This is a genomic window from Actinoplanes aureus (assembly GCF_015704865.1).
Lineage (GTDB): Bacteria > Actinomycetota > Actinomycetes > Mycobacteriales > Micromonosporaceae > Actinoplanes > Actinoplanes aureus.
Genome location: NZ_JADQTO010000006.1, coordinates 430564 through 451114, shown reverse-complemented (window position 1 = coordinate 451114; position 20551 = coordinate 430564). Strand labels below are relative to the sequence as shown.

General features: G+C 71.3%; 15 protein-coding genes. 8 read left to right on the top strand and 7 right to left on the bottom strand.

Annotated features, from left to right (window positions below; translation table 11 throughout):
- The first annotated feature begins 3 nt into the window (after window positions 1–3).
- Window positions 4–2382, top strand: a complete 2379-nt coding sequence (locus tag I4J89_RS16045; RefSeq protein WP_196414750.1) for a Tex family protein — start codon at window positions 4–6, stop codon at window positions 2380–2382.
- A gap of 45 nt (window positions 2383–2427) precedes the next feature.
- Here I4J89_RS16045 and I4J89_RS16040 read toward each other — a convergent pair whose 3' ends face one another.
- Window positions 2428–4221 (bottom strand): serine/threonine protein kinase, encoded by a 1794-nt coding sequence (locus I4J89_RS16040; RefSeq protein WP_196414749.1) that lies wholly within the window; start codon window positions 4219–4221, stop codon window positions 2428–2430.
- 296 nt (window positions 4222–4517) lie between these two features.
- On the opposite strand from I4J89_RS16040, the gene I4J89_RS16035 reads away from it, so the two are divergent.
- Both I4J89_RS16035 and I4J89_RS16030 read left to right on the top strand, forming a co-directional pair.
- Entirely contained in the window at window positions 4518–4769 is a 252-nt protein-coding gene (locus I4J89_RS16035; protein WP_196414748.1) for a PspC domain-containing protein, read from the top strand.
- A gap of 94 nt (window positions 4770–4863) precedes the next feature.
- Window positions 4864–5469: a DJ-1/PfpI family protein gene (locus tag I4J89_RS16030; RefSeq protein WP_309238341.1), complete on the top strand. Its 606-nt coding sequence runs from the start codon at window positions 4864–4866 to the stop codon at window positions 5467–5469.
- On the opposite strand, the gene I4J89_RS16025 is transcribed toward I4J89_RS16030, so the two are convergent.
- The 3 genes from I4J89_RS16025 to I4J89_RS16015 are packed head-to-tail and all read right to left on the bottom strand — an operon-like array spanning window position 5459 to window position 9250.
- Window positions 5459–5998, bottom strand: a complete 540-nt coding sequence (locus I4J89_RS16025; RefSeq protein WP_196414747.1) for a redoxin domain-containing protein — start codon at window positions 5996–5998, stop codon at window positions 5459–5461. The genes I4J89_RS16030 and I4J89_RS16025 overlap by 11 nt on opposite strands.
- A gap of 7 nt (window positions 5999–6005) precedes the next feature.
- The gene (locus tag I4J89_RS16020) at window positions 6006–7481 is read right to left on the bottom strand and encodes an NADH-quinone oxidoreductase subunit NuoF family protein (RefSeq protein WP_196414746.1); all 1476 of its coding nucleotides are present in this window, start codon (window positions 7479–7481) and stop codon (window positions 6006–6008) included.
- Window positions 7478–9250, bottom strand: a complete 1773-nt coding sequence (locus tag I4J89_RS16015) for a translation initiation factor III (protein ID WP_196414745.1) — start codon at window positions 9248–9250, stop codon at window positions 7478–7480. Before I4J89_RS16015 ends, I4J89_RS16020 begins: the two co-directional genes overlap by 4 nt.
- Before the next feature lie 378 nt (window positions 9251–9628).
- On the opposite strand from I4J89_RS16015, the gene I4J89_RS16010 reads away from it, so the two are divergent.
- Both I4J89_RS16010 and I4J89_RS16005 read left to right on the top strand, forming a co-directional pair.
- Window positions 9629–10390 carry a hypothetical protein gene (locus I4J89_RS16010; RefSeq protein ID WP_196414744.1) on the top strand — a complete coding sequence of 254 codons (762 nt, stop codon included), beginning with the start codon at window positions 9629–9631 and terminating at the stop codon, window positions 10388–10390.
- Between the two features lie 98 nt (window positions 10391–10488).
- Window positions 10489–11088, top strand: coding sequence for a DUF3455 domain-containing protein (locus tag I4J89_RS16005; protein WP_196414743.1), 600 nt, complete (start codon window positions 10489–10491; stop codon window positions 11086–11088).
- Here I4J89_RS16005 and I4J89_RS16000 read toward each other — a convergent pair.
- Together I4J89_RS16000 and I4J89_RS15995 are read right to left on the bottom strand one after the other, a co-directional pair.
- Window positions 11061–11681: a hypothetical protein gene (locus I4J89_RS16000; RefSeq protein WP_196414742.1), complete on the bottom strand. Its 621-nt coding sequence runs from the start codon at window positions 11679–11681 to the stop codon at window positions 11061–11063. The two genes, I4J89_RS16005 and I4J89_RS16000, sit on opposite strands and share 28 nt — an antisense overlap.
- 110 nt (window positions 11682–11791) lie before the next feature.
- Complete coding sequence (locus tag I4J89_RS15995; protein WP_196414741.1) at window positions 11792–13564, bottom strand: glycoside hydrolase family 6 protein; 1773 nt, start codon at window positions 13562–13564, stop codon at window positions 11792–11794.
- A gap of 267 nt (window positions 13565–13831) precedes the next feature.
- Here I4J89_RS15995 and I4J89_RS15990 point away from each other — a divergent pair, with 267 nt between their 5' ends.
- Window positions 13832–15358 carry a diguanylate cyclase domain-containing protein gene (locus I4J89_RS15990; protein ID WP_196414740.1) on the top strand — a complete coding sequence of 509 codons (1527 nt, stop codon included), beginning with the start codon at window positions 13832–13834 and terminating at the stop codon, window positions 15356–15358.
- Between the two features lie 88 nt (window positions 15359–15446).
- Window positions 15447–16193: a hypothetical protein gene (locus I4J89_RS15985; RefSeq protein WP_196414739.1), complete on the top strand. Its 747-nt coding sequence runs from the start codon at window positions 15447–15449 to the stop codon at window positions 16191–16193.
- A 196-nt stretch (window positions 16194–16389) separates the two neighbouring features.
- On the opposite strand, the gene I4J89_RS15980 is transcribed toward I4J89_RS15985, so the two are convergent.
- Window positions 16390–17532 (bottom strand): acyl-CoA dehydrogenase family protein, encoded by a 1143-nt coding sequence (locus tag I4J89_RS15980; protein ID WP_196414738.1) that lies wholly within the window; start codon window positions 17530–17532, stop codon window positions 16390–16392.
- Between the two features lie 45 nt (window positions 17533–17577).
- Between I4J89_RS15980 and I4J89_RS15975 the strand changes: the two genes are divergently transcribed.
- Window positions 17578–20526 (top strand): glycine--tRNA ligase, encoded by a 2949-nt coding sequence (locus I4J89_RS15975; RefSeq protein WP_196414737.1) that lies wholly within the window; start codon window positions 17578–17580, stop codon window positions 20524–20526.
- The last annotated feature ends 25 nt before the right edge of the window (window positions 20527–20551 follow it).

Below are 20551 nucleotides of genomic sequence, written 5' to 3'. Positions count from 1 at the left end.
GTCGTGACGACAGCGATCCATCAACGCATTGCCTCCGAACTCGGGGTCCGGGAAGGGCAGGTGACGGCCGCGGTCGAGCTGCTCGACGGCGGGGCCACGGTGCCGTTCATCGCCCGCTACCGCAAGGAGGTGACCGGCACGCTCGACGACGCCCAGCTGCGTACGCTCGAGGAGCGCCTGGGCTACCTGCGGGAGCTGGAGGACCGGCGGGCCGCGGTGCTGGAGTCGATCCGGTCCCAGGGAAAGCTCGACGACGCTCTGGAGCGGCAGATCCTCGAGGCCGACACCAAGGCCCGGCTGGAGGACATCTACCTGCCGTACAAGCCGAAGCGGCGGACCAAGGCGCAGATCGCCCGCGAGGCCGGCCTGGAGCCCCTGGCTGATCAACTGCTGGGTGACCCCTCGGCAGACCCGCGAACGGCCGCTGAGGGCTTCGTGGACGCCGAGAAGAACGTGGCGGACGCGGCCGCCGCGCTGGACGGCGCCCGGGCCATCCTGATCGAGCGGTTCGCCGAGGACGCCGACCTGATCGGTGAGCTTCGCGAACAGATGTGGACGCGGGGCCGGCTGGTCGCCAAGGTGCGCGACGGCAAGCAGAACGACGGCGCCAAGTTCGCCGACTACTTCGACTTCGCCGAGCCGTACACGAAGCTGCCCTCGCACCGCATCCTGGCGATGCTGCGCGGTGAGAAGGAGGAGATCCTCGACCTCACCATGGAGCCGCATCCCGAGGAGGACGAGGGGTACTTCGAGGGCCGCATCGCCGGGCGCAACGGCATCAGCGACCAGGGCCGGCCGGGCGACCGGTGGCTGGTCGACACGGTCCGCTGGGCGTGGCGGACCCGGATTCTCATCCACCTCGGCGCGGACCTGCGGGTGCGGCTCCGGGAGGCGGCCGAGGACGAGGCGGTACGCGTCTTCGCCGCCAACCTGCGCGACCTGCTCCTGGCCGCACCGGCCGGCACCCGGACCACGATGGGCCTGGACCCGGGCTTCCGGACCGGCGTGAAGGTGGCCGTGGTCGACGCCACCGGCAAGGTGGTCGCCACCGACACGATCTACCCGCACGTGCCGCAGAACAAGTGGGACGAGTCGATCCACCGGCTCGCCGCGCTCGCCTCCAAGCACAACGTCGACCTGATCGCGATCGGCAACGGCACCGCGTCCCGGGAGACCGACAAGCTGGCCGCCGAGCTGATCAAGCGGCACCCGGAGGCCAAGCTGACCAAGGCGGTCGTCTCCGAGGCCGGCGCGTCGGTCTACTCCGCCTCGGCGTACGCCTCCCAGGAACTGCCCGGGATGGACGTCTCGCTGCGTGGCGCGGTCTCCATCGCCCGCCGCCTCCAGGACCCGCTCGCCGAGCTGGTGAAGATCGACCCGCGCTCGATCGGCGTCGGCCAGTACCAGCACGACATCTCCGAGGTGAAGCTGGCCCGCTCGCTGGACGCCGTGGTCGAGGACTGCGTGAACGGCGTCGGCGTGGACATCAACACCGCCTCGGCGCCGCTGCTCACCCGGGTCTCCGGGATCACCGCCGGGCTGGCCGAGAACATCGTGCTGTACCGCGACCAGAACGGCCGGTTCAAGAACCGCAACGAGATCAAGAAGGTGGCCCGGCTCGGGCCGAAGGCGTTCGAGCAGTGCGCCGGCTTCCTGCGGATCCGGGACGGCGAGGACCCGCTCGACTTCTCCAGCGTGCACCCGGAGTCGTACCCGGTGGTGCGGACCATCGCGGCCGACGCCGGCGCCGACGTCAGGTCGCTGATCGGCAACAGCCCGCTGCTGAAGGCGATCCGGCCGGACCGGTTCGTCACCGACACGGTCGGCCTGCCGACCATCACCGACATCCTCAAGGAACTGGAGAAGCCGGGACGCGACCCGCGGCCGGCGTTCACCACCGCCACCTTCGCCGAGGGCGTCGAGAAGATCGCCGACCTGAAGCCGGGCATGATCCTGGAGGGCCAGGTGACGAACGTGGCGGCGTTCGGGGCGTTCGTCGACATCGGCGTGCACCAGGACGGTCTCGTGCACGTGTCGGCGCTCTCCGACAAGTTCGTGCAGGATCCGCGCGAGGTGGTCAAGTCCGGTGACGTGGTGAAGGTCCGGGTCCTGGAGGTGGACGAGGCCCGCAAGCGGATCTCGCTGACCATGCGCCTGTCCGACGAGCCGAACAAGGGGCGCCAGCCGCGCGAGGACCGTGGCCGGGGCGGCGGTCAGGGCGGCCAGGGTGGCCAGCAACGTCAGGGCGGCGGTCAGCAGCGCCAGGGTGGGCAGCGCCAGCCCCGGCAGCAGGGCGGCGGTCAGCGGGGCGGTCAGGGCGGCGCAATCGCCAACAGCGCGATGGCCGACGCGCTGCGCCGCGCGGGGCTGACCCGCGACTGAGCGGACAGTGAGCGAAGGCCCGGGCGTTCGCCCGGGCCTTCCGCGTCAGAGGTACCAGATCTTCAGGTCGGTGAAGGCCACCTCGTACCGGGCGTTCCGCGGCGCGTCGCGCTCGCTGTGCACGCCGAGCAGCAGCCGGCCCGCCTGAAGCTCCTTCACGGTCAGCGCGGCGTCGCCGACCACGATGCCGTCCCGGGACACCTGCACCTTGTCCCCGGAGATCACCAGGCCGATCCGGGTGTGCTCGGCGCCCACCGCGATCGGATTGTCGCCCAGCGGCATCGTGCGCAGCACCGGGATCGCGGCGCCGGAGCCGTGCTCGCCCAGGTAGATGTTGCGCTCGCAGACCCGCAGCTGATAGCCGTGGTACGCGACGTTGCGGAACCAGATCGTCGCGCAACTGTCCGGCGTGAGCAGGCGGACATTGACCTCGGCCCGCAGATCCGGCGGGATCTCGTCCTGCGGACCCTTGCACTTGAAGGGGTCGCTGTCCTCCCGGGTGGCCACCAGCCCGTTGTCGAACTCGCAGTGCGCCTTCCCGTTGGGCAGGGCGGTCGCCTTCCAGAGCGACTCCCGGGTCAGCCCGTCGGTGATGTCCGGTGCGGTGGCCGGTGCGGACGGCGCCGGCTGCGCCGATTCGGTGACCGTTGGGGTCGCCTGGTCGCCGCCGGGGTGCCGCAGCGAGAGGGCCAGCATGACGGCGCCGGCCACCACCGCGAGGATCAGGAACGCGACAGCGGCGGGCAGTGCCCACCGGCGGGCCGGCTCGGGCGGCGGCGGGCCGGGCGGCGTTTCTCCCGGGGGCGCCGAGATCGGCACCGTGACGATCGAGTTCTCGTCGTAGCCGACCATCCCCGCCGGGATGTCCAGGGTGGGTACCGTCATCGTCCCGGCGGTGGGCGGGCCGGAGACCCCGGTCACCGCCTGCGCCTCGGTCGCCGCCGCGCGCAGAGCCGGCTGGTCGGCGAAGGCCGCGGCGGTGGCCGCCGGCCGCTCGTTGCCGGAGATCAGCAGGTCGAGCAGCTCGCGGGAGCTGGGCCGGTTGGCCGGGTCCTTCTCCAGGGCGTGCGCCACCAGGTCGCGCAGCGGCCCGCTGAGACCGTCCAGCCGGGGCGGCTGGGTGAGGATGCGGGCCGCGGTGGCCGGCGGCGAGTCGGCGTGGAACGGGGTGTTGCCGGTCCCCGCGTACGCCACCACGCTGCCCCAGGCGAAGATGTCGGCGGCCGGGGTCACCGGGGTGTCCGGATCGGAGCTGAAGCGCTCCGGCGCCATGTAGGACACCGTGCCGACCATCTGATCGGTACGCGTGTTCGCGCTGGTCGCCTCCATGGCCCGGGCGATCCCGAAGTCGATCACCTTGGGGCTGCCCGGCGCCAGCAGCACGTTGCGCGGTTTCAGATCGCGGTGAATGACCCCGGCGCCGTGGATCGCGGTGAGCGCGGTGGCCACCCCGATCGCCACTCCGTGCAGGTTCGCCTTGGTCAGCGGGCCGCGCTGCTCCACCACCTCGGCCAGGGTGGGACCGTCCACGTACTCGACCACGAGGTACGGCGACTCGTGGTCCGGGTCGGCGTCGAGGACCTCGGCGGTGCAGAACGGCGGCACCTGACGGGCCCGGTTCACCTCGCTGCGGAACCGGCGGCGGAACTCGTCGTCATGAGCCAGGTCGGCGCGCACCATCTTGACCGCGACCAGCACGCCGTTCGCCGCACGGGCCAGATAGACGGTGCCCATGCCGCCCTCACCGAGGCGCCCGACCAGCTCGTAGACGCCGAGGGCGCGCGGGTCCCGCGAGCGCAGTGGCTGCGTCCGCTCACCCGGCAGTGTGCCATCGACCATGTTCGTGCTCCCCCGGACCGCCCCGTCGGCCGGCCACACTCTTCACCGCCTGGCACTGTATCGGGCGCTGTCTCTGCCCGAACAGACCCCGCGCGGGTTGATCATGATCACCGGCGGAGCCCCGAATGGTAACCAGAAATCGGCCACCTGCGACAGGTGCCCTCCCGGACATCCCCGAGGTGGATCTCCGGGTTGGATCCGGGCGTCGCCCCATGGTTACGACGGTGACCACGCGTCACTGTTGAGTCACCGGTTCTTCACCGCGAAAAGCCGAGATCAGTGAAAGCGAGACAACCATGAACGCCGTGCACGACGCGATGGCCCGCCAGGGCCTGGTCCGCCCTCAGGACGGCCGGATGTTGGCCGGTGTGTGCGCGGGCCTGGGCCGCCGCTTCGGGGTCGACCCGTGGAGCGCCCGCCTGCTGTTCGTCCTGATCCTCTTCGTCGTCCCGGGCAGCCAGATCCTGATCTACCCGCTGCTGTGGCTGCTGATGCCGGCCGAGAAGCCGGCCTGGTCCGCGGCCACCCCGCCGCCGACCACCATGTGACCTTGCTCCCCCGGCCGGCGCCGGTGGTCCCCGCCCCGGGACCGCCGGCGCCGGTTTAGTTTGACCGCGCGTAGCCATCCGGACACGATGAGCAGTGGAATCCCACAACGGCGTGCTGGAGGCGACGATGACCAGGATCCTGCTCCTCACCGGTGACGCGGCCGAGGACCTGGAGGTGATGTACCCGTACCAGCGGTTGCTGGAGGAGGGGTACGAGGTGGACATCGCGGCGCCGTCCGCGAAGAAGCTCCAGTTCGTGGTGCACGACTTCGTGGACGGCTTCGACACGTACACCGAGAAGCCGGGACACACCTGGCCCGCGGACAAGGCGTTCGCCGACGTCGACCCGTCGGAGTACGCGGCACTGGTCCTGCCCGGCGGGCGCGCACCCGAGTACATCCGCACGAACGAGGAGTGCCTGCGGCTCGTGCGGCACTTCTTCGAGGCGGACAAACCGGTGGCGGCGCTCTGCCACGGGCCTCTCGTCCTCGCGGCGGCGGGCGTGCTGAACGGGCGCACCGTCAGCGCGTACCCCGCTTGTGCTCCTGATGTGCGCGGCGCGGGCGCCGCCTTCGCGGACAGTGCCGCCCAGGTCGATGGCGTGCTGGTGACCGGCCGTGCCTGGCCGGACCACCCGTACTGGATGCGCGAGTTCCTCAACGTGCTGCGGGCCAAGGCGCCGATCGCCCTCACGCGGTGACCGCGCGCACCTTCTCGGTGAGCTGCAGATCGTCCAGGTAGCCGGTGTGGAGGATCTTCCCGTCCGGGTCGATCAGCACGTACCAGCTCTGCTGTGCGATCCCGAACCGCTGCCAGATCTTGCCGGCCGGGTCGTTCAGATGCGGCACGGCCTGCAACTGGAAGTCACTGACGAACTCGTTCATCGCCTTCTTCGTGCCCATCCCGGCGATGCCGAGGATGCCCAGCCGGTCGCCGTACTCCTCCTGGACGTCGGCGATCGACTGGGCCTCGCTGGCGCAGGTGGCGCACCAGGGCGCCCAGAACCAGAGCAGGGCCGGCTTGCCGGCCAGCGAGGCCGCGTCGAACGCGGCCCCCTCCAGCGTGGTCCCGCTGAACTTCAGCGACTTCGGCGTCACCGGTTTCGCCGGCGCCGCCGGCGACGCGCTCACCACTTGCGCGGCCGGTTGCGCCGGCGCGGCCTTCTCCGCGGGCTGGGTGCAGCCCGTCAGGGCGAGCCCGGCCGCCAGCAGCACCGCGCGCCTTTTCATCGTCAGCTCACTTCGCCGTCGTCGGTTCGGTCAGGCGCAGGGCCAGCGCCGGGCAGACGTTGACCGCCTTGCGGGCGCCGTTCTCCAGCCACGGCGGCAGCGGCGTCTGCGGGAACGCCGGGAAGCCGTTCTGGTCCAGCCGGATGATCTCCGGCGCCACCGCGGAGCAGAGCCCGTGCCCGTCGCACCGGGACCAGTCCAGGGCCAGCTTGCGGGCACCCTTCTCGGCGGTGTACGGCAGCGGCAGGATGCCGCGCACCTGCTTGCCGCAGCCCTCGCCGTTGGCGTGCGCCTCCACGTCCCGGTGGAAGACCTCCATCGCGGACAGCGCGAAGCGGGACGTGCCGTCCGGGTGGCTGCACGCGCCCCGGCCCTTGACCATGCCGGCCGCCTGGCGCACGTTCTCCAGCGCGCTGCCGCCGAGCGACACCAGGGTGACCGCGCGGGCCAGGTCGGGCAGACCCAGCCGGCAGGGGCCGCACTGGCCGGCCGACTCGCCGGCCAGGTACTGCACGACCTGGGCGACCTCGCCGAGCGGGCAGGTCTTGGAGCCGATCGGGATCAGTATTCCGGCGCCGAGCGTGCCGCCGACCTTGGCGAACCCCTTGCGGGAGATGGTGACGTTCTGGGCGGCCTCGGCACTGATCCACTTGCCGTGGTAGCCACCGACCAGCAGGCCCGGGCCGAGGTCGGCCCCGCACATCTCGAGCACCTCCATGAGCGGGGTGCCGCTCGGTGCCTCCACCACCGCGGGCGCGGTGGCCGAGCCGCCGATGGTCAGCATGACCGTGCCGGGCTCCTCGGGGATGCCGACCGAGTTGTACTCCCACGGCCCGAGCCTGGCCGCGATCGCCAGCTGCGAGAACGTCTCGGCGTTGGAGAGCAGGGTGGGCAGGCCCATCACGCCGTTGTCGCTGGACCGCACCTTGCGGCCGGGCGGGATGTGCGCCTCGCCGTTGATGCCGCGGACCAGCGCGCCGCCCTCACCGGAGATGAACCGGTGCGGCACCGTGACGATCCGCGTCGGGCAGGGCATCTTCCGCTCGGCCAGCGCGGCGGTGATCGAGCTCTGGCCGACGCCGTCGTCGGCGATGCCGATGACGATCTCCTCGGCGTCCAGGGCGGCGGCCGCCAGGGCGGCGCCGTCCAGGATCAGGTGCGGGCCGCGGGTCAGCACCGCCTTGTCCTTCCAGGACGGCGGCTCACCCTCGGTGGCGTTGACCACGATGACCGGGGGCAGCTCCTGCCGGCGGCAGGAGTCGATGACCGCGCGCACCTTGCGGGCGAACGGGAAGCCCGCGCCGCCACGGCCGCGCAGCTCGATCCGGTCGGCCAGCCCGACCAGTTCGCCCGAGGTGAGCGCGGCGAACCCGCCGTGCACCTCCTGGTGGGCGATCAGGTCGAGACGGCCGTACTCGTCGAAGCCCGCGGTGATGCGTGGCGTGCCGATCGCCGTGACCGGTGGAACCTGTGCGGTACTCAACGCGCGTCACCACGCAACTGCGAGAAGTACGCCTCGTCCTCTTCCACCGCACGGCGGCTACGGCGGCCGCGGCCCTCGTCCTCCGGCGGGGTGGCCCGGCGGGACCTCGGGGGCGCGGTGTCGACCATGGTCGGGCCGTCGTCGTAGCCGGGGTCGCCGCCCCACTGGTCGGCGGCGAGGTCGACGAACTGGCTGCGGCTGCTGTGCCGGCCGTCGGCACGGCGCTGCGGCTCCTCGTACGGCTCCTCGTAGCGGGCGCCACGCTGGCGGGGGACGTCCTCGTAGCCGTCGTACCCGGGCTCGGGCTCCCGGCGGCGGGCACGCGGGGGCGGCGGCTCGTCGTCGGCGTACCGGCGCATCCGGGTGCCGGTCGTCTCCAGGTCATCACGGCGCATCCGCGTGCCGGTGGACTCCAGGTCATCACGGCGCATCCGCGTGCCGGTCGTCTCCAGGTCATCACGGCGCATCCGCGTGCCGGTCGTCTCCAGGTCATCACGGCGCATCCGCGTGCCGGTGGACTCCAGGTCGTCACGGCGCATCCGGGTGCCGGTGTCCTCGAACGCCCGGCGGTCGCGCGGTGCCGGCTCGTCGTCGTCGTCGAACCGGCGGCCGCGCCGCGGTCCGGCGTCGTAGATCTCCTGCGAGCGGGCTCCCCGGGTGCGCGGTGCGGGCTCGTCGTCGTACCGGTAGTCCTCGATGTCCTGCCGGGACATGGCCCGGGTGGAGGTGTCGTACCGGTCGTCGTCCTCGACGGCACGACGCGGACGCGGCGCGGGCGGAGCCTCCAGCTCGGGCTGGCGACGTCCGCGGGGCGCGGGGAAGTCGTCGTCCTGGGGCATGGCCTGGACCGGCGGGCGCGGCGGGGCCGGTGCCGGGCTGACCGGGCGGGCCGGCGGCGCCGCCGGAACCCAGGTCTCGGTGGCCGGTCCGGCCGAGGCGAGCAGGTCCACCGCGGGCTCGCCGCGACGGCCGGGACGCCGCATGGGCGACGGCGACGCGGTCGGCACGATCTTCCCGACCGGCTTGACGGCGCCGGTACCGGTGCCCGCCGGAGAGGAGAAGTCCTTCTTGCGGTTCAGGCTGACCGACAGCCGCACGGCGAGACCGACCAGGACGCCGAGCACGCAGATGACGTAGCTGACCGTGACCCAGGTGGGCGCCGGACGGCCGGCCGAGAGGCCGTGCACCAGGGCGATCGGCCAGATCAGGTACGAGATCGCGTGGATGCCCCGCCACATCCAGGGCTTGCCCCGGCCGATGAACCGGGAGCGGGCGATGCCGGTCCACATGACCAGCACCATCACCCAGCCGGCGACGGTGCCGAGGCCGACGTAGACCCGGTTGAACCCGGGCAGCATGAACGGCACGAAGACGTCGATGAGCCGGATGTGCTCCTCGGCGTACTTCGTCCAGACGTGCACGAACAGGGCGCTGACCGCCATCAAGCCGATGGTGCGGTGACCGGACTGCAGCAGGACGCGCTGGCGGATGCTGAGCACCAGCCGATCGGTGGCCACCAGGCCGACCATGATGGTGATCGAGAGCGACACCAGGCTGATGACGCCCATGTAGAACTCGACGTAGCTGAAGAAGTAGTAGTACCCGACTCGGCCGGGCTTGGTCATCATCGCGACCGCCCATACCGCGGCCAGGACGCTGATGACGAGCAGTACCACCTCGGTTTTCGACGCCGAACGCGTACCGGTGGATGCGACATCGACGGCCACCCGCGGGGCGGCGGCTCGCTGGTTGTTCTTCGACCGGGCCATTGACTCCTCGTTCCTTGGTGCGGTCACGTCCCGGTGGGCGGTGGGACGCCGGTGTCCGTGGGGAACACCCCGCGCTCAAGCTCTTCCTGGACCCGATCCGTGGCCGTGCTTTCCCCTGCCTGCCCCGGTCCGTGTCCTCCCGGGATTACGTGGCGGGCACGGTTTCGGATGAACACCGTCGAAACTTTTTGCGTAGCCGTGTTACTACTTTCCGCACATGCGTGCTGACCTGCGACAACAGCGGAGGGTGTGCGCGGCTAAGGAAGATTTAATCCGCACCGGGGAGTGACGCGGAGCACCGGGTGAACCATTCTGCCCCCGCGGGCGAACTAAGTAGTGCAGGCGAATCGACGGGCGTGCCCAGAGAGGGGGATCGCCATGCGTCACCGGATCGCGGCACTGACCGGTGCGGTGCTCGCCGGCACCCTGGTGAATGCGGGGTGGGAGACACCGGCGGCAGCCGACAAGCCGGGCTTCAGCGTCCGGGTCGACGCACCCGGCGAGTTCACCGTGGGATCGGCCGCCAAGACGGTGACCGCGGTCGTCACCTCGCAGAACCGGCAGTGCCGGAAGGTCCGCTGGGCGCTGCTGGTGCACTCCGAGTTCAGCCCCGGCCAGATGCGGGTGACCCGGGTCGAGGAGGAGCCGGGCTTCCCGGTGGAGACCACGGCCGAGGGTGACACCACCCGGATCGTCGACGAGTCCCTGGACCCGGGCGTGCTCTGCCGTGGCCGGACCGTCACCGGGCGCTGGCAGATCGAGTTCGAGGGACCGGACGCGGGCGCGGTGCAGTTCGAGGTGCAGGCGCTCGACGTACGCGACGAGCTGCTCAGCGCGGGCGGAGCCGCCGCCCGGGTGGAGGGCGGCGAACGGGAGGCCGAGCCGGCCCCGTCCGCGGAGGCGGCGCCCGCGCCGGAGGACAACCGGCCGCCCGCCGCCCAGGAGTCCGAGGACGCCGAGCCGTCCGCCCTCGTCTCCCAGGAGTCCACCCTGCTCGGGCCCGGGCTCATCGTGGGCGGCGTCTTCGTCTTCCTCGGCGTGCTCCTGCTGCTGCGGATCCGTTCCCGGGCGAAAGAGGCCCGCCGCCGGGCCGAGGCGCTGCCGACCGGCTTCTACACGATGCCCGGAGCGCCCCGGTAACCGCACATCCTCCGGGTGAATTCCCGACTCGACGACCCTCCCCCGGCCGGTACGCCTCTACGGTGAAGCTCCGCGTCACCGTCCACGGGGAGGACTCAGTGACCAGGTTGTCGATCCCGGGTGCCATCGGCGCCCTCGCGCTCGTCGCGGTCGCGGTACCGGCCGGCGTCTCGTTCGCCGGCACCGAGCGGCCGCCGGCCGAGTCCCGCCCGGCCACCACACAGGCGGACAGCTTCCTCGGCGGATCGCCGAAGGTCCCGGACGCCCTCGCGCCGCCGCCGGGCAACGCTCTGCACTCGGTCTTCAAGGCCCGCGGCGTCCAGGTCTACGGGTGCCAGAACGGCACCTGGACGCTGATCGAGCCGGCCGCCTCGCTGACCGGCGTCACGCTGCACCCGGTGAAGAAGGTGACCGCTCTGCACTTCCGGGGCCCGAGCTGGCAGTCGGACCAGGACGGCTCGCTGGTGGAGGGCAACCCGGAGGGAGTGCTCCGCGCGCCCTCGGACCACCCGGACAGCATCCCGCAACTGCGGATCACCGCGAAGACGACCCGCGGTGACGGAGTGTTCGGCCAGGTCACCTACATCCAGCGGATCGACACGGTCGGCGGGATCGCGCCCGCCGGGCCGTGCACCGGGACGGCCACCACCGCGGTGCCGTACCGGGCGGTCTACCGGTTCTTCGCCGCCAGGGGCTGAACCAGCGCGCCGGCGGCCGCCACCAGGCCCTCCGGGTCGTCCGCATGGAAGCGGATCACGCTGACCGGCTCCCCGAGCGTCTTGCGGACCGGCACGACGCGCGGGGCGGTCAGGCGTACGTCGATGCTGGTCTGACTGGCCATCCCGAGGGAGAGCACGCCGTCCTCCACCTGGGTCTGCCCGCCCGGCGGCATCGAGCGGCGGCGCACCTCGATCGACTCGATCTCGTCCCAGGCCAGCGGCAGGTCGAGCGTAATGCTGTTACGGATCCGCAGGCCGGACGGGCCGACCAGGTGCGGATACACCCGCATGGTGGCGAGCAGGCCGACCATCCAGATCAGGCCGTACACACCGACGGCGAGCAGGGCGACCCGTACGCCGTCCCACGGGATCATCAGGTGCAGGATCGGGATCTCCAGGGCGGAGACGCCGAGGAAGACGCCGAGGATCATCTTCACGGCACCCACGTACTCGAAGCGTGACGTGCCCGGCTCCACCGGGATCGGCCGGCGCAGGATCCAGCGGAACAGCGCCGCCCAGAGCCGCAGCTCGTAGACCACCACGAATCGGATGAGACCCCATACCTTCGCCATGCGGTAACGGTAGGTCACAATGCACTCGTATTGCAATAGCCGTGGGGCAACACACAACCGGCCGGCGCCACGGGGGCGCCGGCCGGTTGCCGGAAGGAGCTAGCCGCGGATCAGAGCGCCGGGTAGGCGTTCTGCATCAGCTGCTGGAACTGCGCGGGGAACCAGGCGCCGGAGATCGGGGCGTCGGGCAGCGCGCCGGACAGGCTGTTGCCGTTACGGGCGTTACCGGTGTAGGCCGGGTCGCACATCTGGTCGAAGCCCTTGCCCTCGTTGTTCGGGATGAGCTTGCTGGAGCCGTCCGACTCACCCGGCGGCTTCACCCAGACGTAGGCGTCGATACCCGAGGCCGGAGCCGCGGTCGGACGCTCACCCAGACCGGCACCGGACTGGTTGCACCAGTTGCCGGCGTGGATCCGGCGGTCGATGCGGGACTCGTTGACGTACGTGTCGACGTTTGTCGACGTGCTCGCCGCGGTCGGACGGGCCGAGCCGCCCCAGCCGTTGCGCGAGGTGTCGATCAGCATGCCGATGCCGGAGTCGAAGCCGATCGAGACCAGCTTGTTCCGGAACGCCTGAGCGAAGGTGAGCTCATCGGTGTACATGTTCCAGTCGACCCACTTGGACTGGCGGACGCTCTGGCCACCGACCGTGGTGGTCGGCTGGACGAACGGCTCACGCAGCGCCGAGTAGTTCGCGGTGTTGGTGATGAAGCCGTGCACGTTGCGCACGTTGCCGGAGGCCCGGGCGGCCTCGAGCATGATGTCCGCGGTCGGGCCGAAGTTCGAGTCCCAGCCGATCCAGCCGTGGTGAGCGGCGTCCACGTAGTTGTAGACGTTGCCGAGCGCGCCGAGCTTCTGCAGGGCGTAGCCGATGCCCTGCACGTAGCCGCCGTTCGCCTTCATCGTGTCGCAGGTCGCCGTGCCGCCCGGCTGGCCGGAGGTGTTGGTGACCAGGTTCGGCAGCGAATCGATCTCGACGACGTTGATGATCCGCAGGCTCCGGTACTTCGCGTCGCCCTGGATCGCGGCGATCGGGTCGATGTACTCGGTCTTGTAACGGGGCAGCTCGTCCGGCTTGAGCTCACCGTTGGAGGCGAGCGCGGCGCAGTCCCGGCCGGGCAGGTTGTAGATCACGAACTGGATGTAGCCGGCACCCTGCTCGAGGGCCTCGTCCAGGTGGTCCCGGACGCCCATCGAGCCGTTCGAGCTGCTGCCCGTGGTGCCGTTGATCGCGGCGATCCGGTCGATCCAGACCGCGGTCGGGGTGTTGGACACCCGGCTGCCGCCGGAGACCGACTCGGCCTTGGCCTTCCACTCCGGGTTGACGTAGCCGCGCGCACCGGCGTACGGGTTGTCGACCTTGGTACCCGGGTTGGTGGGGTTCGACGGGGACGTCGACGGCGAGCTGGAGGGTGAGCTCGACGGGGAGCTGGAGGGCGGGTTCGACGGGGAACCGGTCGGGACGTCGCCGGTGCAGACCGTGCCGTTCAGCGAGAACGACGCGGGCGCGGTGTTGGTGCCCGAGTAGTTGCCGTTGAAGCCGAAGTTCGCCGTGCCACCGTTGGGGAGCGAGGCCGCCCACGACGGGTTGGTGGCGGTGACGTTCTGCCCGGACTGGCTGATCGTCGCGCTCCAGCCCTGGCTGATCGTCTGGTTGCCGGGCCACGTCCAGGTCAGGCGCCAGCCACCGCTGATCGGGTCGCCGAGGTTCGTGACGGTGACGTTGCCGGTGAAACCGGTGTTCCACTGGTTAACGGTGTAGTTGACGCGACAACCGGCCGCGGCACTCGCACTACCGGCCATGGCGATGGCGCCGCCGCCGGCCACGACGCTCACCGCGGCGGCGGCCGCCAGAGCGCGTGCACGGGTGGGGATGGGTCTCATAGAGGGCTCCTCGAGACGGGGGTGGCGCGGGAGCGCGCCGAGGGAACGGCGGCCAACACATCGGTGGGGATCGTTGGCCGATGTGGACAGCATTGCATGGGAGCGCTCCCAGCGCAATGATCCGGAAACACCTGAGCAACTGGCAGTTCACGGCAACCGAGCCCTGGCACGGATGATTCAGGCCCTAACCCGGACGCACCCGTTTTGCCCCCGCCTGCGGCCCGCCCGGCGCTCAACCCGCCGGGCCCGGTGCCGACCACTAGGACCATGAGCGTGGGCAGCGAAGTGCACACAGCCGGACCCGTGGCGGAGGGGTCCGGCGAGGCGGACATGACCCCGGACCGGCAGGCACTGCTGCTGGCCGAACTGGTGGCGTTCATGACCAAGGACACCCCCTCGGTGCAGCACGTCCTGGACCTGACCACGCCGCGCCTGCGGGAGATCGCCGGGCTGACCGCCGCCACCGTCTTCGAGCTGGACTCGGAGACCGGCATGATGACCGCCACGGCCCGGTTCGGTGAACCCGGCCGGCGGGACCAGCTGGTGGCCGGCAAGGTGTTCCGCGCCCCGGCCGGCGGCAAGCCGGTGGTCAACGGCGAGCAGATGGCGATCCGGCTGCGGATCGGCGGGCAGACGGTGGGCGTACTGCTGCTGACCGGCGGCGACCTGACCGGGCTGCGGCTGGACACCATCTCGACGATGTCGCTGCACTTCGCCACCACCCTGCAGGGACTGGCCGCGGAGAAGCAGCGGCAGTTCGTCGCGCACAGCAGCGCCACCATCCAGGAGCTGTTCGAACAGGGCATGTCCGCGGGCAGCGTGGAGACGGCCGCCGAGCTGCTGGCGCGGTCCTGCGCGACCGCGTTCCGTACCGAGCACGCCGCGCTGCACCTGATCGACCACGACGGCCGGATCCGGTACGTGCACGGCGTCGGCTTCCCGCCGGAGCTGCGCCAGACCCTGGCCGACAACCTGCTCGGCAAGCCGGCCGCCGACTCGCCGGTGTGGCGGGCCTCGGCCGAGTCCGGCGAGCCGGTGATGATCGGCGACGCGGCGACCGCGAAGCTGCGGGCCGGCGGTTTCGTGCAGACGATCGGCACGCGGTCGTTCATCGCGATGCCGCTGATGTCCGGGAACGGGCCGGTCGGCATGGTGATGTGCGGCGACTCCGCCGGAACCCGCGAGTGGAGCGCCCGCGACCGGATCCTCGCGCAGCAGCTCGCCGTCGAAGGTGCGCTGATCATGGACAGCGCCCGGATGCGGGAGGCCGCCCAGGTGCACGTCGAGGAGCTGACCCACCAGGCGTTCCACGACTCGCTCACCGGGCTGCCCAACCGCAAGCACCTGCTGGACCGGGCCGAGCAGGCGGTCGAGATCGCCGCCGCCACCGGCACCCGGGTCGCCCTGCTGCTGCTCGACCTGAACGGCTTCAAGCAGGTCAACGACACCGTCGGGCACCACGCCGGCGACGTCCTGCTCCAGCTCGTGGCGAAGCGCCTGGAGAACACGGTGCGCCGGCCCGACCTGGTGGCCCGGCTCGGCGGCGACGAGTTCTCGGTGCTGCTCACCGGCGACCCGGACGAGACCTCGGCGGTCCACGCCGGCGAGCGGATCTGCGAGCGGTTGCGCGAACCGTTCGACATCGAGGGGCAGGAGGTCCGGATCGGGGCGAGCATCGGCGTGGCCCTGTTCCCGGAGCACGCCACCGAGTTCGGCGCCCTGATGCGCGACGCCGACGCCTCGATGTATCTGGCGAAGCGTGGGGGTGGCGGCGTACGCCTGACCGGCGCCTGACGCGCCGCAGCTAGGGATGAATCGGGATCAAGCGGTCCAAATGCTGGTAGCGTCGGGCCCGCGATCACCGATCCGGAAGGGCCCCGAGATGCGCGGAGCACACCTGTTCGCGGCGACTGCCGCGCTGCTGGCCGGGCTGTCCGGCGCGGCACCGGCACGGGCCGCGGACACGCCCGTGACGATGACCTTCGCGGTCGCTCCGGACGAGGTGCGGCAGGGCAGCCGGATCGTCCTCGCCGGCCGCGCCGGCTTCGGTAACAGAGGCAACGCCGGCCCCGTCGACCTGTACTTCCGCAAGTCGGAGAACGACCCCTACGTCCGGCTCAGCTCGATCGCCGCCACGAGTTCCGGCCGGTTCCGCACCACGCTCACCGCCCGCGCCTCCGGCGACTACCAGGCGGTCTACCGCGGCAACAAGCTCCGCGGCCCGGCCTCCGGCAGCGACTTCCTCGCCGTCTACACCACCAGCTCGACCGACCGGCTGGTGTACAGCTGGTCCGGCACCCGCCTCCAGTGCCACCCGACCTGCCTGGCCACCGGCCCGGCGCAGTCGGCCGGCCCCGCCCCGATCCGCGTCACCTTCAAGCGCACCTGCGCCCAGCCGAAGTCCGGCGGCAGCCTCGGCTTCACCGCCGACCCGGCGAACGCCCGCAAGCCGGGCGACCGCGGCTGGCGCGACTTCCCCGACGGCGTCGGCCCGACCGAGTTCGAGCTCACCCCGCCGGCCACCGGCGGGCACTTCCACCTGCGCTGGAGCAGCCCGGCCGGCAAGGACACCAGCTGCGACCTGGCCTTCACCGCCATCCAGCGACACGACCAAAAACGCTACCTCTAGGTTCCATCCTGCTTCTTCGAGGTACGCGCAACCGGTCGTCCCGCCGAAGCCGACCCGTCCCCGCTCTCCCCGGCGCAAGCCTGGCTTCCCTTCACCGCCCCGAACGCGACCGCCGGGAAAACAGCATCACCTGACGGTTACGGCGACGAACGCGGGCAACCGCGGCCCTACGGCCCGTGCGCGTACCGGATGAGGGTTAGACGAAGGCGCTGTGGCCGGTCACCGCCCTGCCTACGATGAGCGAGTTGATCTCGCGCGTGCCCTCGTAGGAATAGAGGGCCTCGGCGTCGGCTACGAAGCGGCCGATGTCGTAGTCGAGGACGATGCCGTTGCCGGCGAGGAGTTCGCGGGCCCAGCCGACCACCTCGCGCATGCGGGTGGTGCAGTAGGCCTTCGCCAAGGCGGAGTGTTCGTCCCGGTAGACGCCGGTGTCCTGGAGCTGGGCCAGCCGCACGCACATGCCGAGCGAGGCCGTCACGTTGCCGACCATGCGCACCAGCAGGTCCTGGACCAGCTGGAACTTGGCGATGGGCCGGCCGAACTGCTCGCGCTCGCCGGCGTAGCGCAGGGCGATCTCGTAGGCGGCGAGCATGACGCCGACGGCCTGCCAGGCTACGCCGGCGCGGGTTTGCCGCAGCACCTTCGCGGTGTCCTTGAACGTGTTGGCCGACTGCAGCCGGTCCGCCTCCGGCACCCGCACGTCGACCAGCGAGATGTCGGCGTTCTGGACGATACGCAGGGCGATCTTGTTCTCGATCTTGGTGGCGGTGAAGCCGGGGGCGTCACCGGGCACCACGAAGCCCTTGACCTGGTTGTCGGCCTCGTCACGCGCCCACACGATGATCAGGTCGGCGAAGGTGGCGTTGCCGATCCAGCGCTTGCTGCCGTTGAGGATCCAGTGGTCGCCGTCGCGGCGGGCGGTGGTGCGCAGGCCGGCCGCCACGTCGGAGCCGCCGGTGGGCTCGGTCAGCGCGAACGCGCCGATCTTGTCGAAGTCGTGCATCGCGGGCAGCCAGCGTTCCCGCTGCTCGGGTGAGCCGCAGGTCTGGATGCTGCCCATCGCGAGCCCGGCATGCACGCCGTAGAAGGTGGCCAGGGAGGCGTCGGCGTGTCCCATCTCCAGGGCCAGCCACCCGTTGAGCAGCGACGACCGCTCCACGCCGGCCAGGCCCAGCCCGGCGAACCGCTTGATCAGGTGGGTGGGGAACTCGGCCCGGGTCCAGTACTCGTTCGCGATCGGCGTGACCTCGGCGGCGAGGAAGTCGCGGACCCGCTGGACGGTGTCCGACTCCTCGGCGGTCAACAGGTCCTGAAAGGCGTAAAGATCTCCGGCAAGCATGAATGCGTTCGTACCCCCGAGACGGCACACCTAGACTTCGGTCCCATGCTCACCATGCAGGACGCGCTCGCCCGGTTGACGACGTATTGGACGGATCAGGGTGCCCTGGTCGTCCAGCCGATGAACACCGAGGTCGGTGCGGGCACGCTCAACCCGGCGACGTTCCTGCGGGTGCTCGGCCCGGAGCCGTGGAAGGTGGTCTATGTCGAGCCGTCGGTGCGGCCGGACGACTCCCGCTACGGCGAGAACCCGAACCGGTTGCAGACGCACACCCAGCTCCAGGTCATCCTCAAGCCCGACCCGGGCAACCCGCAGGAGCTCTACCTGGGCAGTCTCGAGGCGCTCGGCATCGACGTGGCCGCGCACGACGTGCGGTTCGTGGAGGACAACTGGGCCTCCCCCGCGCTCGGGGCGTGGGGCCTGGGCTGGGAGGTCTGGCTGGACGGGCTGGAGATCACCCAGTTCACCTACTTCCAGCAGGCGGGCGGGCTGAACCTCGATCCGGTCAGCGTGGAGATCACGTACGGCATCGAGCGGATCATCATGGCGCTCCAGGAGAAGACCCACTTCAAGGAGATCGAGTACGCGCCGGGCGTGAGCTACGGCGAGGTGTTCGGGCAGGCCGAGTACGAGATGTCGCGGTACTACCTGGACGACGCCGACATCGAGGCGAACAGGCGGCTCCTGGAGCTCTACGCGGGCGAGGCGCAGCGGATGATCGACGCCGGGCTGCCGGTGCCGGCGCACAGCTACGTGTTGAAAAGCTCGCAGGCGTTCAACGTGCTGGACGCCCGGGGCGCGGTGTCGACCGCCGAGCGGGCCGCCGAGTTCGGCCGGATGCGCCGGCTCGCCGGTGAGGTCGCCAAGCTCTGGGTGGGCCGCCGGACCGAGCTTGATCATCCTCTCGGTGTCGTTTCCGCACTGGACCACGCCCGGCCGGCCGCCGCGGCGCAGACCTCCGACGACGAACGCACGCTGGTCTTCGAGATCGGCACCGAGGAGCTTCCGCCGGCCGAGCTGCGCTCGGCCCGGCAGCAGATGCTCCGGCTGGTCACCGAGGGCCTGGCGGCCACCCGGCTGGCGCACGGCGCGCCGCGGATCTTTGGCACCCCACGCCGGCTCATCGCCGTGGTCCCGGCGGTCGCGGCGCGCGAGGACGACCACGTGCGCACGGTCAAAGGACCTAAAACCCAGGCCGCGTACGGTGCGGACGGCACGCCTACGAAGGCGCTCGAAGGGTTCGTCCGCGGACAGGGTGCCACCCTCGGCGAGGTGTCGACCGAGGAGCTGAACGGCGTACCCCATGTGGTGTTGAAGACGCACGAAGCCGGCCGCGCGGCACCCGACGTGCTCGCCGCCGTGCTCGCGCAGGTCGTCACCGGGCTGCGCGCGGCCAAGAACATGCGGTGGAACGATCCGAAGCTGGCCTTCAGCCGGCCGATCCGCTGGCTCACGGCACTCTGGGGCGACGACGTGGTGCCGGTGACCGTGTCCACCCTGGCCGCCGATCGCGAGACCCGTCTGCTGCGGACGGCCGCGCAGCCGGTCGTGGCGATCGAGTCCGCCGAGACGTTCGTGGAGACGCTCGGGGTCAATGGGATCGTCGCCGACCACGAGGACCGCCGGGAACTGATCGTCATCGGCGCCCAGGATCTCGTCTACCCGGACGGCCGGATCGACGTGACCGGCGAGGCGGCCCTGATCGACCAGATCACCGACCTGGTGGAACAGCCGTTGCCGCTGCTCGGGACGTTCGACGAGGCGTACCTGACGCTGCCGGACGCCGTACTCACCACGGTGATGCGCAAGCACCAGCGGTATCTGCCGGTGCGGGACGCCGACGGCGGCCTGCTGCCGATGTTCGTGACCGTGGCGAACGGCCCGGTCGACGTCGAGCTGGTCCGGGCCGGCAACGAGGCCGTGCTGCGCGCCCGGTACGAGGACGCGGCGTTCTTCTACCGCGCCGACCTGTCGACTCCGCTGGCGGACATGCGGGCCCGGCTGGCCCGGCTGACGTTCACCGACAAGCTGGGCTCGATGGCCGACCGGGCCGACCGGATCGCCGCGCTCGCGCGTTCCCTGGCCGCCCGGCTCGGCCTGGAGTCGCCGGTGCTGGACCGGGCCGCCGCCCTGGTCAAGTTCGACCTCGGGTCGCAGCTGGTCACCGAGATGACCAGCCTGGCCGGGGTGATGGCCCGCGACTACGCGCTGCACGCCGGCGAGGACCGGCCGGTGGCACAGGCGGTGTACGAGGCGGAGCTGCCGCGCAACACCGGTGACGACCTGCCGCGTTCGGTGGCCGGGGCACTGCTGTCGCTCGCCGACCGGCTCGACCTGGTGGCCGGGCTGGCCGCGACCGTCGGGCTGCCGACCGGGTCGAGCGACCCGTTCGCGGTGCGGCGGGCGTTCCTGGGCCTGATCGCCGTGCACCGGGCCACGCCCGCCCTTGCCGGCCTGGACCTCTCCGAGGCGCTCGCCCTCGCCACGCAGCCGGTGCCGGTCCCGGCCGAGGTTCTCCAGGCCTGCTCGGAGTTCCTGGCCAAGCGGTTGGAGCAGGTGCTGGTCGAGGAGGGGCAGCCGGTGGACCGGGTGCGGGCCGTGCTGCCGCATCACGCACGGCCGGCCGTGGTGGACTCGCTGCTGGCCTCGCTGGCCACCGCCGTCGACGATCCCGGCTTCCGTGCGGTGGCGTCGGCGATCCAGCGGGCCCGGCGGATCGTCCCGGCCGGCACGCCCGCCGGTTACGACGCCGCTGTCCTGAAGGAGCCGGCCGAGCTCGCGTTGCACGCCGCCATTCCCGCCGACACCGGCTTCTCGGACCTGTCGTCGTTCGTGGCCCGGACGCAGCCGTTGGTGGCGCCCGTCGGGCGGTTCTTCGACGAGGTCTTCGTGATGGCCGACGACCCGGTGCTGCGGGCCGCCCGGCTCGGCCTGCTGGCCACCATCCGGGACCTCGGGGAAGGCCTGCTGGACTGGTCGCATCTGCGGCTCTGAGGTGCTCTCACACCCTGGTCCTAGG

Bases quoted from the DNA above. Each gene is read 5' to 3' on its own strand.
- I4J89_RS16040 (WP_196414749.1), bottom strand. From the start codon at position 4,221: ATGGTCGATGGCACACTGCCGGGTGAGCGGACGCAGCCACTGCGCTCG.
- I4J89_RS16035 (WP_196414748.1), top strand. From the start codon at position 4,518: ATGAACGCCGTGCACGACGCGATGGCCCGCCAGGGCCTGGTCCGCCCT.
- I4J89_RS16025 (WP_196414747.1), bottom strand. From the start codon at position 5,998: ATGAAAAGGCGCGCGGTGCTGCTGGCGGCCGGGCTCGCCCTGACGGGC.
- I4J89_RS16015 (WP_196414745.1), bottom strand. From the start codon at position 9,250: ATGGCCCGGTCGAAGAACAACCAGCGAGCCGCCGCCCCGCGGGTGGCC.
- I4J89_RS16010 (WP_196414744.1), top strand. From the start codon at position 9,629: ATGCGTCACCGGATCGCGGCACTGACCGGTGCGGTGCTCGCCGGCACC.
- I4J89_RS16000 (WP_196414742.1), bottom strand. From the start codon at position 11,681: ATGGCGAAGGTATGGGGTCTCATCCGATTCGTGGTGGTCTACGAGCTG.
- I4J89_RS15995 (WP_196414741.1), bottom strand. From the start codon at position 13,564: ATGAGACCCATCCCCACCCGTGCACGCGCTCTGGCGGCCGCCGCCGCG.
- I4J89_RS15990 (WP_196414740.1), top strand. From the start codon at position 13,832: ATGAGCGTGGGCAGCGAAGTGCACACAGCCGGACCCGTGGCGGAGGGG.
- I4J89_RS15985 (WP_196414739.1), top strand. From the start codon at position 15,447: ATGCGCGGAGCACACCTGTTCGCGGCGACTGCCGCGCTGCTGGCCGGG.
- I4J89_RS15980 (WP_196414738.1), bottom strand. From the start codon at position 17,532: ATGCTTGCCGGAGATCTTTACGCCTTTCAGGACCTGTTGACCGCCGAG.
- I4J89_RS15975 (WP_196414737.1), top strand. From the start codon at position 17,578: ATGCTCACCATGCAGGACGCGCTCGCCCGGTTGACGACGTATTGGACG.